The following is a 15982-nucleotide window of genomic DNA, read 5'->3' as shown; positions in this document are numbered from 1 at the left end:
ATCCCCTCGCGCTTGACCGATTCGTAGGTATCCCCCTCGCTCAGCAGATACTCCGGACCGATCATGTAGTCGGGCAGCACGATTCCGCGGTCGTCCGCCTGGCGCACCCGCTTTTTGGCTCGCTCCTGCAGCTCCGGCGGGATCGTTCTTCCTCCGACCGGAATCAAGTTGCGGGGCAATCGGAAAGGAAGACCGTATTTCGCGCAAATGTCGAACACGATCGGCAGCAGGTCTTTCCCGGTATATAATCCGTACAGACTTCCCATATGATTGTCGGCATGGGTCGGCGCCAGACCTGCGGAGATGGCCGCTTCCGTCTGCGCGATCAGTTCGAAGCGCACCTCTTCGGGATCGGCCTGCCGCTCCACCTCCGCGATCGTTTCGGGAAACCAGCTTCCTTGGACGGTGAGCGTATTCATCGGCCGGCTCCGGCACACCGGCCCCCATTTGTAGCCCGGCCACTCGCTTGTGAGCGTCCAGTGAACGCCGACGTCCGCGTTCGGGACGGTCTCCCGAATCCGGACGATCGCGTCCGCGGACCAGGAGCAGCACATCATGACCGTCGCCGAGCTGACCGCCCCCGCGGCCACCAGCTCGACGATCGTCTCGTTGACGCACCCGCACAATCCGAAATCGTCCGCGTTGACGATCAGCAACTTTTCCTCTTTCCCGTACCCTAACCGCTGAGCCGTGTTCACCTTCCATCGCCCCCTCCCCTCCATTATATGTTCGCCCCCTGCGCTCATTGCTTAGCAGTTGTCTATCTGCCGCACAACAAAAAAACGGAGCGCCCTAGGCACCCCGTTTGCAAGCTTATCGGTCGCACGCCAGCCCCGTCGCCGCCGATAGTACCGCCACACGTACTTACTTGAACAGTCAATCCGCCAGACCGCACTACCCGTTCAGCCGACCCAATCGCTTGGTCAGCGTATTCACCCAACTCGCAGACAGCGCGTCCACGGCGAGCAATCGGCGAATCCCCCCCACGTCGTCCCGATCCTGGTGCATGACCCGATTGGCCTCGGCCACAGTGACGCCGTCCGGATGAGGCTGCAGCAGCGACAATTCGTCGCCGGCACGTACTTCCCCCGTCTCCGCCACGCGAAAATAAAAGCCGGTCGCCCCGCTGTTCGTCACGAGCAACGGCAGCTCGTCCAGCCCCCACTTCATGGCGAGCTTCCAGCAAGGCTGCCTCGGCTGGCTCACCTGCACGACCGCGGAGCCGATGCGAAACAGATCGCCGACGCGCACGTCGCGCTCGTTGATTCGTCCTACCGTGAAGTTTTCTCCGAACGCCCCGTAATCGAGCGAACGCCCAAGCACCTCTTCCCAATGCGGATAATGCTCGTAACTGTAGACGCAGATCGCTTTATCCGGTCCTCCGTGATGCTCCAGATCGGCCTGCTCGTCTCCTTCGAAACCGAGCTTGGTCAGCCGCACCGCTTGCTCGACCGGGCCTTTCGTAATGCCGGACTTCGCTTCTTTACCTTTATAAATGGCGGTCTGAACTTTGCCGATGTTGAGCGACAACAACGGGTAAACCGCCGCAGGCGCGGCGCTGCTCATCATGAATCCGCTCCTTTCTTGCGTGTAGAACAATGGGTGAATAACCTCCGACCTCATACGCCACGATAACTCATGTACGACCATTCGAATGAAAGGCGGGAAAAACATGACCACTGCCAAGCGTCGCCGGGAAAGCGCATGGAAAAGCCGCAAACAAAACCAGCATCCTCACGGAAAAATCACTTCGCTCCGCGAGTTGTCTGCCGAAGCGGACGCCGAGAGCAAACCCGATCCGTCGACGTAAACGAACCGCTTTCGCAACGAAGCCCCCACCCTTACAATACCGATCCGTCGAAGCCGCGACGATCGTAACCGCAATCGTCCATGCAATCGGGCTCTACAAACCGGATGTTGTCAGTCTGTACTGCCAATCCGTCGTTCTTATTACCGATAGTCGTCACTCACAATGCCAATCCGTCGTCCGCACACCGGGAGCCGTCGCGGCTTCCGGTTTCTACGCCAAACGCATCTTCTCCGCCGCCGTCAGCCGCCGGCCTATCGCCGTCGTGACCAACCGTCCGTCCAGCATGCCCCAGATTTCGTCCGCGAACTTCTCCGCGAGCTCTACCCGGTGCAACGCCGCGACGATCGTCGTTCCTTTATCTTTGCACAGCTTCTTAAGCGTAGCCATCATTTCCTCCGACGTATGAGGGTCAAGTCCGGAGACCGGCTCGTCCGCCAGCACGAGGCGCGCGCCGTGCACGAGTGCCCGAGCGATCGCGATCCGTTGCCGTTCGCCTCCGCTCATCCGCTCGACGATCTGCTTCGACCGCTCCATCAGGCCGACATGCTCCAGCATGTCCATCGCGCCCATATAGTCGTCGCTGCGCACCATGCCGGTAATTCTCCGCCATATCGGCGTCTGCTCGGAAGCTCCGATCAGTACGTTTTTGAGCGCCGTCTTTTTCTCGTACAAAATCGGCTTCTGCTCCAAATACGCAATCTGTCGCTTAAAACGCATCTTAGCCAGAAAATTGGCTTCCATCAAATCTTTGCCGTCTATCCTATATTCTCCCGAAGTCCACACTTCCTTTAGCGCAAGCGCTCTCAGCAACGCGGACTTGCCGCTTCCGCTCGAGCCGACGACGGCGATGAACGTTCCGGGCTGCAACCGGGCATCTACGTCTTTCAGTATCGTTTTTCCATCGGGTATCGTGCGAGTCAATCCAGAAATTACGATCATGGCTGTCCTATCCCTTCGATCTTGATGAATCTAGTGTAAAGTATAATCCCATCCCTTGCCATACGAACAAACGTTTGCTATAATAAAAACAGGAACAAACGTTCCTACACTGTTTCCAAGGTGGGATAATGGATGGTGAACTGCGAACATCTCCGTTACTTGGAGCCTCCCAGAGGCGCCAGACCGTCTAGAGACCTGACATTCAAATTTTACGAAGACGGGAAGCTCGTCATCATCGATAACGACACGGGCAACACGATGAGCCCCCGCGAACTCAGCGGGGGCAGCTACGACTTCTACGTCCGTCAGCGCATTCGCTTGATTAAGCGCAACTTGGCCGAGAAGATTATCAAGTACGCTTGAAGCAAGCGGCGCCGCGCTCCCGCCCGTCTTGATCAGGGCAAGTTTTTATTGATTCCGTTCAAGCTGGGCGGGAAGCGCGTCATTTTTCTGACGTCCGGATCTTCCTTATGTTCCTTTACTCCCGATGGTTTCATAGGCTCGTTCGAGTTTCTGGACATTTTCTTGGCCACGAGTTCTCACCCCCTGCCCTTCGATTGTCCGGAAGGGTTACTTTGTAGTTTTCCTCTTTTCAATCATTTACAAACCCGACTCCCCGAGCCATAATGAGAAAAACGGAATGAGGATTTAAGGAGATCAGCATCATATGAACCAACAAATTTTATTCGACCTTGACGATACGCTAGTTTATTGCAATAAGTATTTCCATGCCATTCTGGATCGTTTCGCTGACCGGATGGCCGATTGGTTCGGGTCCGCAGGTATTGGGAAGGAAGAGATCGCGGCCAAGCAGACGGAGATCGATATCGCCGGCGTTCAGGTGCTCGGTTTCAAGAGCGAGCATTTTCCCCAATCGATGATCGACACGTACCGGTACTTTCAATCCGTCACCGGACGGCCAAGCTCTCCCCTTGAAGAGGAACAGCTATGGAAGCTCGGGAACAGCGTCTACGAGCTCGAGATCGAGCCTTACCCGCTGATGGAGGAAACGTTGGATTCGCTGGCCTCCAAAGGCCACGAACTTCACCTGTATACGGGCGGGGATGCCGCCATTCAGCTGCGCAAAATCGAAAGCATGCGCCTGGAGCGCTACTTCGACAACCGGATCTACATCCGGCAGCACAAAAATACGGACGCTTTGGAGCAAATCCTGGCCGGAGGCAGCTTCGACCGCGACCATACGTGGATGATCGGCAACTCGGTCAGAACGGACGTGCTCCCGGCGCTCCACTGCGGCATCAACGCCGTCTACCTGAAGCAGGAAGCCGAATGGGCGTACAACGTCATTCCGATCGACGCCAAGCCTCGCGGGGCTCTGCTCACCCTTACGGAGCTGCCTCAAGTTCCGCCTGCGATCCATCAATACTTGGAAGATAGCCTGATGAAGGAATCGGGGTAAGCTTCTCCCCTGCGCTATACGATAAACCTAATAAGGGCATGTATTTCCGGGAGAACGCAACGCTGCCGCAGTCGCGGTTCCCTACGAATAGACAGCCCCCGCTCCTCACTCCCCGCCCAAACCGTTCAGCTTATCGAAAATTTTGCGAACGCCAACCGACCATAGCGGGTCCTCGGCATACGTTCGGTTAAACCACTCGAACGGATCATGGCCTTCCGGTCGGCTGTCTCCGAGCTTGACGAGAAGCCTTGCGGCGATGCCCGCGGAGTTGGCGATATCCGTATTGTATTCCATCCAGCTGTGTCCGACGTTAAACGGATTGTTCGCGATTTTTAGCGCATGTTTGGCCGACTTCGGCACAAAACCCTGTTCTTGACCGGTGATGGCGAACAGAAGGTGCGGATGCAGATCATACTCGCGCGCCGTGTCCATAATCGTCCCGAAGTAGGGCTCTTCGGCCAGCATGGAGTCCCTGCCGCTCAAATAAGCGACAAGCGCCGGCACGTCGATTTCCGTATACTTGAGCGCTTGCGGTATCCCGACGTCGGGAACAACCGCTGGGGCCGCTTCGGGTACGGGAGTTGGCGCACTCGAAGGCGGCTCGACCGGCGCGGAACGCTCCATGCTGTTCGCGATCCAGACAGCTCCTCCGCCAAGCGCAATGACCGACGCGAGAACGATAGCGGGAGCAGGCTTGGCCAAACTCCGCACCGCGGCCCAGACCGCAACGGACCAGCCGCTTCGCGATGCCGTCGCTCCTTCGGGAGCCAGTCCGATCGTCACGGCTTCCGCCGCCGACAACGAAACCGCCCCTTGCCGCCTCTCCAACCGGGAAGCCAGCTGCTCCGGGCTCCATCTTCGCTGTGTGCGCTCGTTCGCCCACTGCAAAATCGGTTCCAGCAATCGTTCCGTCAAATGCCCGTCGTCCTCGCCGATTTCTGCGAACAGATCAAGCACGTCCTCAGGCCGAATGTCCCGTCTTTCTCCGACCAGACAACGGCTGATTAGCCGATCGATCATCTGCCGCTTCAAATCGTCCGGCATGTTCGGCATTCTCTGCGCGAGCGCCCGGCGAATGGCATCGGCGACGATCTCGGCACGGCGTCCGTCCGGGAGCGGAGCGTATTTGGTCTGCACGTATCTGCGAATCGTATGAATGTCCGTCGGCGACAGCAAAGCCGCGCTTTCCATAATAAGCCTCCCCCGCCCACAATCGATCCTCGCCAGTCACAAGTGTACCACAGAGGAAAGATTTGGGGGAAGCCCTGTCTTCGGTACCAACTTTGCACGAATTCCGCTCCGCATGCCCTGTCAACCTGCCATAAGCCAACGTCGTGCGAGTCGGTTCGCCATCAGTCGCCGTCCGCCGCTCCTTGCGGTCTATCCGCCTTTAGTCGCCATCGACCCTCGCCGTGCAGTCGCTCCGCCTTCAGTCCACGCGAACCGATGCCGCCTCGACAATCGCCCGCTTGACCTCGTCGGTGCGGATAAAGGCGTTGATCTGCTCCTGTTCCCATTCCGTGAGCTGGTATTCGCTGTCGCAGCCGTCATCCTGCGTCACGAGCTGAATCGGGTGTCCATCATGGGTACACACCGCGATAATCTGGAATTCCGTCAGTTCCTCGGGCAGCGGCGTTTCGTCCGCCGTCTCCGGCAGCAGAGCCACGTCGACCCACTGTCCGTCCCTGCGCTCCGCCCGATATTGAAAGCCCGTGAACCGCAGCTCGGACCATTGTTCGTCGCCATACCGAATCATTCCGTCGTTCCTCCTCCTGACATCCGTGAAAAAAGAGGCCGCCCCGCCGGGGGACGACCTCTCTACGATAACCGATATCCGTTACGGGAGCAACGTGCTGCCCATCAGGAATCTGTCGACTTCGCGAGCCGCTTCGCGGCCTTCATTGATCGCCCATACGATCAAGCTCTGTCCGCGTCTCATATCGCCCGCCGCGAACACTTTGTCCACGTTCGTCGTATACTTGCCGTACCGGGCTTTGACGTTCGTGCGACGATCCGTCTCCAGGCCCAGCTGATCGATTAGCGTGCGCTCCGGACCTTCGAAGCCGACCGCGACGAGTACGAGATCCGCGGGCCATACTTTCTCGGTGCCCGGAATTTCCTCGTAAATTTTGCGGCCTTGCTCGTCCACGTAACGGCGAATTTGCACCGTGTGCAGCTCTTTGACGTTGCCGTTCTCGTCGCCTACGAATTTCTTCGTCAGCACGGAGAAGGCGCGAGGATCTTCTCCGTACAGAGCTTTCGCTTCCTCATGCGCGTAGTCGAGCGTGTACACGTTCGGATATTCCGGCCACGGATTGTTCATCTGATCGCGCTCGAGCGGCGCTTTCGCATGCGTACCGAATTGCGTAACGCTGGAGCAGCCGTGACGCAGCGCCGTAGCGACGCAGTCCGTTCCTGTATCCCCGCCGCCGATGACGATGACGTTTTTGTCTTTGCCGGAAATGTACGAGCCTTCCTGCAAGCCGTTGTCGAGATAGCTCTTGATCGTGCTGTTCAAGTAATCCATCGCCTGATGGATGCCTTTCAGATCGTGGCCTTCCACGTTGCCGATCGGACGCGGCTTCGTCGCACCGCCGCACAGCACGACCGCATCGTGCTGGTCCACCAGCTCCGCCGCGGAGATGTCCTTGCCGATCTCCGTATTGACGACGAACCGGATGCCCTCCTCGGCAAGCAGATCCACGCGGCGCTGCACGATGTGCTTCTCCAGCTTCATCGTCGGAATTCCGTACGTCAGCAGTCCGCCGGCGCGGTCCGCGCGCTCGTATACGGTGACGGTGTGGCCGGCCTTGTTCAGCTGAGCGGCCGCGGCAAGCCCTGCGGGACCGGAGCCGACGACAGCGACCTTCTTGCCCGTGCGCTTCTTCGGCGGCTGCGGAACGACCCAGCCTTCCTCGAACGCCTTATCGATGATCGCCTGCTCGATCGTCTTGATCGTGACGGGATCGCCGATAAGCCCCACCGTGCAAGAGCCTTCGCACGGAGCCGGGCATACCCGTCCCGTAAACTCCGGGAAGTTGTTCGTCTTCGACAGACGCTCGTAAGCTTCCTTCCAGAGTCCGCGATAGACGAGGCTGTTCCATTCCGGTATCAGGTTGTTGATCGGACAGCCCGATACGCTTCCCGCCAGCTCGATGCCCGTATGGCAGTAAGGAGTTCCGCAGTCCATGCAGCGCGCGCCTTGCGTGCGAAGCTGCTCTTCGGAGAACATCCGGTGGAATTCCTTCCAATCCTTGATGCGCTCCAACGGATCGCGGTCGCTCGGAAGCTCCCGCTTATATTCCATGAATCCCGTAGGCGTCGACATCTTCTTTTCCTCCATCTGTCGGTATCTTCGTTTGTACTCTTGTACACCAAATGTTCGTCGATGATAGAACATCTTAACAAAAGTACCCGCATGTCAGAATAGATTATCCGTTATATTGTTTGTACTATTTAGCAACTGAACGTTCGTAAATGCAGAAAGCGTAAGGAAGCCGGTTTTTGTCGTCTTGAACGCCTTCCTCCCGAGAGACCAGCCTCCATTCCCGCTTGTCAAAGCGAGGAAAGAAGCAATCCCCTTCAAATGGCTGCCCGATCTCCGTCAATTGCAGCCTGTCCGCAAGCGGAAGCATTTGCGTAAAAATTTCCGCGCCGCCGATGACCATTAACTCATCGTCGCCGCCGTATTTGGCAAGAGCTTCGGGAATCGTTCTGACCAGATCGCAGCCCTCCGGCGCTTCTTCAAGCGTACGCGATAAAATGACGTTTGTCCGCTCCTTCAATGGCCGGCCCAATGATTCGAATGTTTTGCGACCCATCAATACCGGCTTTCCGAGCGTATTCTGTTTGAAATATTTCAAATCGGCGGGCAAACGCCAAGGCAATTCGTTATTGGCGCCAATAACGCCGTTGGAGGCGACTGCTGCAATAAACGTAACGGTCATCGTTATTTTCCTTTTCAAAATAGTAAGCTGCGCATTTAAATATGATACCATACCGTCAAGCCGCTGCCTACCCGGACGACAAGGCGACTCCGACTTCGGAATCAGGCATTGACCGAATCATCCGGTTGCATGGAGCCGAACATCTTGGGTCCGCGAGGCGAAGCAGATTGGCTATCCGGTTCTAGCGTTACGCCGATCGAATCTATATCCGGAATTCCGTTCGACAACGGAAGCGTCATGACTCCGATTCCCGAATCGTCTACCGTGAAAGCTCCCGCACTCGTCCTCTGTCCGTCCTTCCACAGCCACACCCGGTAGACTTCGTCATCCTTGGTCCTCGGCGAGCCGAAAACGTATACGACTAATTGCTCCCCGTTAGGGGATCGGACAAGACAGGCAATGCCGTACGCGCGCGGACTGTCGTTAAACCTTCCATTGCTTTTTTCGGCGCTTAAGTGAAGCAGCCATTCGATGCTCGCCGGCTCCTCAACGGACGCGGCCTGGTCCGAACCCTGAATTTGCCAATCTCGGATCAGCCATCCCGATATGAAGACGATCAGCAGAAGCGCGACGGCCACCCCTCCTCTTGCATAGCGACGATTAAACCAGGAGCTTCGGGATTTCCCGAGCGGCGCCGACGGCTGTTTTTCCTGGGCAAAAAGCGAGCCCAACACTTCCTCCTTCAAATCCGCCGGCAATTCAAGCATTTCCGCATCCTCTTTCAGACGATCCCACACTTCCTGCCAAACGATCGCTTCCTCTTGACAAGAGGAACAAGTCGCCATATGTTTTTCGAATCGCTTCCGTTCCCTTCCGAAGCTTTCTCCCGTTAAATAGTCGATTAACCCTTCACAGGGGGACATTTTTCGATCGTTCATCCCTGAAGCTCCTCCCTCGAACCCTGCAGATGTCTCCGAAGTGTCTTGAGCGCCTGATGCAGCCGGCTTTTGACCGTGCCTACGGGCTCTTCGTTCATTTGGGCAATTTCTTGAAGCGTATAGCCTTTCCAATAAAGCAATTCGATGACCCGTTGCTGCGGTTCGCTTAAGCGCCTGGAAGCTGTTGCGATTGCCTTCTGCCGGTCATTGCGCAAAAGCATCGTTTCGGGGTCGTTGGAAGCCGATCTGCCCGGGGCGTCATCAAGTTCATCTATAGAAACCTTATTTTGATGTCTGCGCTCGCGCCTCAGAACATCAATGGAAATATTCCTCGTTACGGTGATCAACCAGCTGGTGAATGCTCCTATACCCGGATCGTACTGCGCTTTCGTCGACCAGAGACGCGTATAAACAAGCTGAACGATTTCACGCGCCAACGCCTCGTCTCCGGAAAAGCGGACAGCGAACGAATAGACGAGCCTCGCGTACCGATCATACAATTGCTCAAGCGCTTCTTTGCGCCCTTCTCGGATGTGTCGCATGAGTTCCTCATCGGACCGGTTTGACATTTAACGATTCCCCTTGTCGTCAAACAGGCGGATGGGAATTCGCTCCCACCCGCCTCCTTCTATTAATCTTCAACGATGATTGATCCTATCATTCCCGGATGCGGAGCGCAATAGTAGGTAAAAGTTCCCGCATCTTCGAACTTCACTTCCTTGGATTCGTCTTTCCCGAACAAACCGGTGTCGAACTCTCCGCCGTCCGCGGTTGCGGTATGCTCTACCTTGTCTCTATTGACGAAAATGACGGTTGTTCCTTTACCGATCGTCACTTTTGCTGGAGAAAAAGCGAAATCCTTGATCTCGATCACCATCGGCTTCTCCTGCTTTTCAGGTTCCCTGGAAGGCGTCTCCGAAGGCTCGCTCTGGCTTGGCGATGGAGACGGAGACGGAGACGGACTGACGGAAGCGGCCGGCTTGGGCGACGGTGTTGCTGACGCGGCCGGCTTGGGCGACGGTGTTGTTGACGCGGCCGGAGATTCCGAGGCTGCGGCGGACTCCGCAGGCGCCGACTCCATCGCTTCCGCCGATTCGTGTCCGTGCGACGCGGTAGAGGAAGCCGAGGCGCTTGGCGACGATACGGGACTTTCTTCCGCCTTAGCGGAAGGCTCCGCGCTCGGACTTGCAGGCGCGGAAGGCGATTCGGCCGCCCCGCTTGCCGTCGGCGTTGCCGAAGCCTGGTCCGCGTTGCTCATCTTACTCGAAGAACCGCATGCAGCTAACGCAAGCGCGAATCCGACAATCATCAGGCTTTGCAAGCCTCTTTTGAGTCTGCTGATCATTCGACGATAATCCTTCCTTTCATGTGGGACTTGTGAGGCGCGCAATAATAGTCGTATACGCCGGGTTTATCCAGCTTGATCGTCGCGGATTGCCCTTTGTTCAGCAGTTCCGTTTCGAACGAGCCGTCTACCGCTACCGCATTGTGCTTATCGTCGTCCATATTGATGAATTCGATGGTCGTTCCTGCTTTGACCGTCAACTCGGCTTGCGAGAACTGATATCCTTTCATCTCGATCGTCACTTTATCGGCGACGGGCGCCGGCGTGGACTTTCCAGTCGTCGTTCCCGAGAACGTCTCCGGATTTACCGCGAACCATACCTCTCCCACCGACTGTCCTTTCAGGTCTCCGCGCTTGGCATCCTGGAAGAAATAATAAAGCGGATAACCTTTGAACGTGGTTTGCTTCGTTCCGTCCGCTCTTGTGATTTCTCCGAAATCCTCGGCTTTTAATCCTTTGGGAACGACTGTCCTATCCGCATGGAATACCGGCCATTTCACAAGGCAATCTCCCTCGCAGACGCTGGCGCCTTTAGGATCCTTGTCAAAATAGTACAGGCTGACGCCGTCGCTGTCGACTAAATAATGGCCGATTTCGGCATTCGTGCCAAGGCCGATCGTGTAGAAAGGCTGCTTGATAAGGAACCAGACGTTGTTTGCCCCTTCTCCGTTCGCGTCCCCTGCTTTCGTATCCTTAAGGAAGGTATAGAGCGGCCAGCCTTTATACGTTAACTGCTTCGCCCCGTCCGAGCGGATGGACACGCCGAAGTCTTCGGCATTCATTCCGTATGGAATGACCAGATTATCCGAGTAAAATGCCGGCCAATTCGTTAAGCAAGCGCCTTGGCAAGCGCTAAGATCGGCCATGTCATTCGTAAACAAATACAAGGCCATTCCCTTGCCGTCCGTTAAGTAAGAATCGCCGGCGGCAGTTTGCGAAATGTCAATCCGTTGCCCGTCCAGCAGCTTCGCATGGTCGGCGGATACCACCTTCTTTTCGACGAGATCATGGAGCAGGATGCCCGAAGCGCCTTTTGGAGTCGCCCGAAGCGTCTCCGTTAGAGCGACAGCAAGGTCGCGATTCGTAAAGGGGGCAGCTCCGGAGGCGCGGAACAAGCCCTGATCGGCCGCGAAGGACAAGGTGTCGTTATAGGCGAAATCCGTTCCCGAACGGTAACCAAGCGACTCCAGCATCACCTTGTACAGCTGCTGCGCCGTAACGGGGGCCGTCGGCTCGAACTTCCCTGTTCCCGTACCGCCCCAACCGAATTCGGGGTTGCTCTTCAAATAAGCAAGAATCGGCCGGCTTGCCTTGCCGGCCTTGTCCGCGTCCGCGAAAGAAGCCGTCCCCTGAAATCCCAGAGCCTCTTGTTCCTTGCCCAAGAGCCTGAGCATTAAGATCGCCGCTTGCAGCCGCGTAGTCGTCTGCTCCAAGTAAGCTTCCGTTACGCCTTTCCCGTCCCCCTTCAGAATTCCTAACTCCGCGACGGCCTCCGCGGCGGTCGCGGTTTGCACGGCCGGAGTTTCTGCTGCCGTTGACGGTTGTCCCCCTTCGGCGAATGCCGCCAAAGGCACAGCCGTCAATCCTAACGTTAATGCAATCGATAGTAACCGTCCTCTTCTTTTCTTCATTTCCCGATATCTCCTTTCCGAAATGGAATCTTCATCCCAGCTAACGGAAGAAATCGGATTTCGGTTTGAACGATTTGGATTTTTCGCATAAAAAAACTCCTCTATCTGTCGCCAGATAAGAGAAGCGATTAATCCGCGATGATTATACGGCTACGGGAGCTTTGATTCCTGGGTGGTGTTTATAATCCGCGAACTCGAAATCTTCGAACTTATAATCGAAAATAGAGTCCGGCTTGCGCAAAATGTTCAGCTTCGGAAGCGGCAGCGGCTCCCTACTCAGCTGAAGCTTGACTTGTTCCAGATGATTGCTGTAAATGTGAACGTCTCCGCCGGACCAGATGAACTCGCCGACCTCCAGATCGCACTGCTGTGCGATCATATGCGTGAGCAGCGAATAGGAGGCGATGTTGAACGGGAGTCCCAGGAACGTATCGACCGAACGCATCGTCAGCATGCAACTCAGCTTTCCCCCGGCGACGTAAAATTGGAACACGAAGTGGCAGGGCGGCAGCTTCATCTCGTCGATGACGCCCGCGTTCCAGGCGCTGACAAGATGCCGTCGCGAATCGGGATTGCGCTTGATCGCCTCCACGACTTGCTGAATCTGATCGACCGTCCGACCGTCCGGAGTCTCCCAGGCGCGCCATTGCGAGCCGTAGACCGGTCCGAGATCGCCGTTCTCGTCCGCCCACTCGTCCCAGATGCGGACTCCGTTCTCTTTCAAGTAGCCAATATTCGTATCGCCTCTGAGAAACCACAGAAGCTCGTGAACGACCGATTTCAGATGAATGCGTTTCGTAGTTACGAGAGGGAAACCCTCCGACAGATCGTAGCGAAGCTGACGCCCGAATACCGACAGCGTTCCGGTTCCGGTCCGGTCTCCCTTCTCCACGCCGCGATCCAGCACGTCTTGAAGCAAATCCAAATAGTTACGCAATTGATAAACACCTCGAAACCGATTTTGTTGTTTATTGAGGTTGTTCAAAAAGTCCGCTTTTGATCACGAAGCATCCCATGAAGCAGACTCGACATCGAATCTTGAATTACTTTTTGAACTTACACTTATTGTACCATCCGCTTTGTCCGCTTGTCACTCTCCGGCTCTGCCGGCGCCGGTTCACTCCGTCGTCGAGAAGCGCTGCGAACGCCTCTTCTTGCGCTGCTGGTAGCGCTCCGGAGCGCTGTCGAACAATTTCCGCTCGGCGTCGTTCCCGGGCGCCACGGGCGGCACAGGGACCGGTTTACCGTTGTCGTCCAGCGCGACGAACGTCGAAAAGGCGGTGCAGGTTACCCGGCGCTCCCCGGTGAACAGATTTTCCGCCCGCACGACAACGTACACCTCCATCGAGCTGCGATGCGTCCACGTGACGAACGCCTCCAGCTCCACCGCCTCCCCCATCCGGATCGGCGCCAGGAAATCGAGGCTGTCCGTCGAAGCCGTCACGACCGCCTTGCCGCAATGTCTCATCGCCGCGATTGCGGATATTTTATCGATATATTTCATCAGCGTGCCGCCGAACATCGTACCGTGATGGTTCGTATCCGTCGGAAATACGAGCTCCGTCATCACCGATCTCGACCGTCCGACCGGTCTGGCCGTCTCTTCGTTCATCATGTTCTCCTCCTCGCTATGCGTTATTATTTTACGCCGAAGCAGACAGATAAAACAATTACTCCGGTATTTAAAACCCGGCGTCGGAAGCTCGCCTGAGTCTATCCGCAAAAATAGAACAGGCCATCTTTCGATAACCTGCTCCTGCTCTTGATTGTTGGCACTGCGCCGAACCTAATTACAGTGGCCAGCCGCCCGCCTCAATCATTGAAACGGCGACGGGAAACCCCACTTTGCCGCGCCGCTTCGGCGACTCTTCGGCTTACCTCCTTAGTCAAGTGCACATTAAACACGCTCGGGATCACATACATGCGGCTTAATTCATCATCTCTCACCGTTGCCGCGATTGCTTCGGCTGCAGCCAGCTTCATCGCCTCGTTGATAGTTGAGGCTCTGCTATTGAGCGCTCCTCTGAAGATGCCTGGGAAACATAACACGTTATTGATCTGGTTCGGATAGTCGGATCGTCCGGTTGCGATGACGCCGACGATATCCTCTACAAGCTCCGGCCGCACTTCCGGCTCGGGATTCGCCATGGCAAATACAATCGGTTCCGGGGACATGGTCAGAATCTGCTCTCGACTAACAATATTGCCGCCGGAAACGCCGATAAATACATCCGCCCCGGCCAAGGCCTCGCTTAATCCGCCTGTGCGGCGTTCTCGGTTCGTATGCTCCGAATACCATGTCCAGGTCGGATTGGTGTATGCGATATCCCTGCTCAGAATACCGAATCGGTCAACTCCGACAATATGCCTCGCTCCTGCCGCAAGCAGCATCTTTGTGCAAGCCGTTCCGGCGGCGCCGATTCCGCATATGACAATGCGGGCGTCCTGCAATCGCCGTCCCGTCAGCTTGAGCGCATTCAACAAGCCGGCATAGATGACGACCGCCGTCCCGTGCTGGTCATCGTGAAAGATGGGAATATCCAGCTCCCGGCGCAGTCTCTGCTCGATTTCAAAACAATGAGGCGCCGCTATATCCTCCAAATTAATCCCTCCGAAAACCGGAGCTATACGTTTAATCGTCTGTATAACTTCCTCGACGTCCTGCGTATCCAGACAAATCGGAAAGGCATCGATATCGGCAAATTGCTTGAACAGCATCGCCTTGCCTTCCATCACGGGCAATGCAGCATACGGACCGATATTGCCAAGTCCCAGCACCGCGCTCCCATCCGTCACAACGGCAACCGTATTTCGTTTGATGGTGAGCGCATGCACGCTGGAAGGCTTCTCGTCAATAGCCTGACATACCCTGGCCACCTCCGGGGTATACACCCGTGACAGATCGTCGCGGTTCTGAATCGGCTTTTTGGGCTGCATTTCAATTTTTCCGCCCAGATGAAGGAGAAAGGTCCGATCCGACACATGCCATCCTTGCCACTCATTTTTGTTTGCCACTCCCCTATTATCTGTCTGCACCGAATCTCGTTTTGCATCCATTCCGGCTACTCACAGTATAGCGGTCTTGCATAATAAGCCTCATCAACATATCTATCGCATCCTTCAAAAATCTATCGACATTTATGCGGTTACTCCGCGATAAACAAGGAGCGGTATTTTTGCGGGTGCATGCCGGTATATTTTTTGAACACCGTGCTGAAATAGGTCGCGTTCTCGTAGCCGATCATTTCGGCCACCTCCAGCACCTTCAGATCCGGCGACTTGAGCAGTTCTTTGGCCGCCTCCATCCGCACCCTGGTCACGTATTCCGTTACCGTCGTTCCCGTCTCCTGCCGGAAAATGAGGCTGATATAATTGGGAGACAAATAAACCTCTTCCGCCAGACGTCCGACCGTTACATTTTCCATATAGCTGCGGTCGATAATAGCTTTGATTTTATTAATAATGCCGCTGTTTTTCCGATTGTTTTTGCGCAAAAAAAACTGCGTGACGGTTCGGAATATTCCCTGCATTCGCCCGATCAGATCGGAAATATGATGCTGGCGGTACAGCTCTATGATCACTTCCGGCAAATCGGGAAATACAGCCTCCGCATTTTCACCCATCTCATGGAACGCACGCGAAGCCATATTGATCATTTCGACTCCAACGCTCTGCACGTAGCTGATCGGATAGCTGCAATCCTTCCCTATCTCCTCGAATATTTCTGTTATCGTAACGCCCACTTCCTCGACCTTGCCAAGCTTCATGTTATGAATCAGCTTGTTCTGCTGGTCATAAATGCGAGAAAAATCGATATGTACGCGGCTCTCGCTAAAATCGCCAATCGGCAAAATGGCGCCATTCCCGGTAAAAAAGCGGTATTCTAGCGCCAGCTTCGCCTCCAGACAGGAGTATCTTACATCGACAACGCGATCGACGGTGTTGCCGACCCCTGCGGACAGCGACATTTTCAAGTAGGTTGAGGTGCTGTCCAGCATCTCTTGAAGGATGT

General features: G+C 55.8%; 19 protein-coding genes. 4 read left to right on the top strand and 15 right to left on the bottom strand.

The genetic code is table 11. From position 1 onward, the window contains the following. On the bottom strand, positions 1-698 hold a 698-nt coding region (locus ACESLM_RS28420; protein ID WP_372637538.1), incomplete at its 3' end, for a polysaccharide deacetylase family protein. A gap of 196 nt (positions 699-894) precedes the next feature. Continuing rightward, positions 895-1569 (bottom strand): MOSC domain-containing protein, encoded by a 675-nt coding sequence (locus ACESLM_RS28415; protein ID WP_372637535.1) that lies wholly within the window; start codon positions 1567-1569, stop codon positions 895-897. Between the two features lie 103 nt (positions 1570-1672). On the opposite strand from ACESLM_RS28415, the gene ACESLM_RS28410 reads away from it, so the two are divergent. Further along, positions 1673-1810: a DUF6254 family protein gene (locus ACESLM_RS28410; protein WP_372637533.1), complete on the top strand. Its 138-nt coding sequence runs from the start codon at positions 1673-1675 to the stop codon at positions 1808-1810. Positions 1811-2020: 210 nt separating this feature from the next. Here ACESLM_RS28410 and ACESLM_RS28405 read toward each other — a convergent pair whose 3' ends face one another. After that, on the bottom strand, positions 2021-2749 hold the full coding sequence (locus tag ACESLM_RS28405; RefSeq protein WP_372637531.1) for a phosphonate ABC transporter ATP-binding protein: 729 nt from the start codon (positions 2747-2749) through the stop codon (positions 2021-2023). A 132-nt stretch (positions 2750-2881) separates the two neighbouring features. On the opposite strand from ACESLM_RS28405, the gene ACESLM_RS28400 reads away from it, so the two are divergent. Beyond that, positions 2882-3112, top strand: coding sequence for a hypothetical protein (locus ACESLM_RS28400; RefSeq protein WP_094042528.1), 231 nt, complete (start codon positions 2882-2884; stop codon positions 3110-3112). Positions 3113-3416: 304 nt separating this feature from the next. Next, positions 3417-4169 carry an HAD family hydrolase gene (locus tag ACESLM_RS28395; protein WP_372637528.1) on the top strand — a complete coding sequence of 251 codons (753 nt, stop codon included), beginning with the start codon at positions 3417-3419 and terminating at the stop codon, positions 4167-4169. Between the two features lie 105 nt (positions 4170-4274). Here the strand turns inward: ACESLM_RS28395 and ACESLM_RS28390 are convergent, their stop codons facing one another. The 7 genes from ACESLM_RS28390 to ACESLM_RS28360 form a co-directional block, all read right to left on the bottom strand. After that, the gene (locus ACESLM_RS28390) at positions 4275-5360 is read right to left on the bottom strand and encodes a hypothetical protein (RefSeq protein ID WP_372637525.1); all 1086 of its coding nucleotides are present in this window, start codon (positions 5358-5360) and stop codon (positions 4275-4277) included. 238 nt (positions 5361-5598) lie between these two features. Then, positions 5599-5925, bottom strand: a complete 327-nt coding sequence (locus ACESLM_RS28385; protein WP_372637522.1) for a hypothetical protein — start codon at positions 5923-5925, stop codon at positions 5599-5601. Positions 5926-6006: 81 nt separating this feature from the next. Then, positions 6007-7497 carry a glutamate synthase subunit beta gene (locus ACESLM_RS28380; RefSeq protein WP_372637519.1) on the bottom strand — a complete coding sequence of 497 codons (1491 nt, stop codon included), beginning with the start codon at positions 7495-7497 and terminating at the stop codon, positions 6007-6009. Positions 7498-7621: 124 nt separating this feature from the next. After that, entirely contained in the window at positions 7622-8116 is a 495-nt protein-coding gene (locus ACESLM_RS28375; RefSeq protein WP_372637517.1) for a dihydrofolate reductase, read from the bottom strand. Between the two features lie 101 nt (positions 8117-8217). Beyond that, on the bottom strand, positions 8218-8994 hold the full coding sequence (locus ACESLM_RS28370) for an anti-sigma factor (protein ID WP_372637514.1): 777 nt from the start codon (positions 8992-8994) through the stop codon (positions 8218-8220). Then, positions 8991-9563, bottom strand: coding sequence for an RNA polymerase sigma factor (locus tag ACESLM_RS28365; protein WP_372637511.1), 573 nt, complete (start codon positions 9561-9563; stop codon positions 8991-8993). The genes ACESLM_RS28370 and ACESLM_RS28365 overlap by 4 nt, the downstream gene beginning before the upstream one ends. 62 nt (positions 9564-9625) lie before the next feature. Next, positions 9626-9871 carry a plastocyanin/azurin family copper-binding protein gene (locus ACESLM_RS28360; RefSeq protein WP_372637509.1) on the bottom strand — a complete coding sequence of 82 codons (246 nt, stop codon included), beginning with the start codon at positions 9869-9871 and terminating at the stop codon, positions 9626-9628. On the opposite strand from ACESLM_RS28360, the gene ACESLM_RS28355 reads away from it, so the two are divergent. Next, positions 9855-10349: a hypothetical protein gene (locus ACESLM_RS28355; protein ID WP_372637507.1), complete on the top strand. Its 495-nt coding sequence runs from the start codon at positions 9855-9857 to the stop codon at positions 10347-10349. The genes ACESLM_RS28360 and ACESLM_RS28355 overlap by 17 nt on opposite strands. Here ACESLM_RS28355 and ACESLM_RS28350 read toward each other — a convergent pair. The 5 genes from ACESLM_RS28350 to ACESLM_RS28330 form a co-directional block, all read right to left on the bottom strand. Next, positions 10336-11970 (bottom strand): plastocyanin/azurin family copper-binding protein, encoded by a 1635-nt coding sequence (locus ACESLM_RS28350; RefSeq protein ID WP_372637504.1) that lies wholly within the window; start codon positions 11968-11970, stop codon positions 10336-10338. The two genes, ACESLM_RS28355 and ACESLM_RS28350, sit on opposite strands and share 14 nt — an antisense overlap. A 142-nt stretch (positions 11971-12112) precedes the next feature. Then, complete coding sequence (thyA, locus tag ACESLM_RS28345; protein WP_372637501.1) at positions 12113-12907, bottom strand: thymidylate synthase; 795 nt, start codon at positions 12905-12907, stop codon at positions 12113-12115. A 180-nt stretch (positions 12908-13087) separates the two neighbouring features. Then, positions 13088-13585 carry an acyl-CoA thioesterase gene (locus tag ACESLM_RS28340; RefSeq protein WP_372637499.1) on the bottom strand — a complete coding sequence of 166 codons (498 nt, stop codon included), beginning with the start codon at positions 13583-13585 and terminating at the stop codon, positions 13088-13090. Between the two features lie 197 nt (positions 13586-13782). Then, a complete protein-coding gene (locus tag ACESLM_RS28335) occupies positions 13783-15027 on the bottom strand; it encodes an NAD(P)-dependent malic enzyme (protein ID WP_372637496.1) in 1245 nt (414 codons plus the stop codon). A gap of 89 nt (positions 15028-15116) precedes the next feature. Next, positions 15117-15982 (bottom strand): helix-turn-helix transcriptional regulator (locus ACESLM_RS28330; protein WP_372637493.1); only part of this gene is annotated, 866 nt, incomplete at its 5' end.

This window comes from Cohnella sp. (genome assembly GCF_041641335.1).
GTDB lineage: Bacteria > Bacillota > Bacilli > Paenibacillales > Paenibacillaceae > Cohnella.
This window is presented reverse-complemented; position numbering and strand designations above follow the sequence as displayed.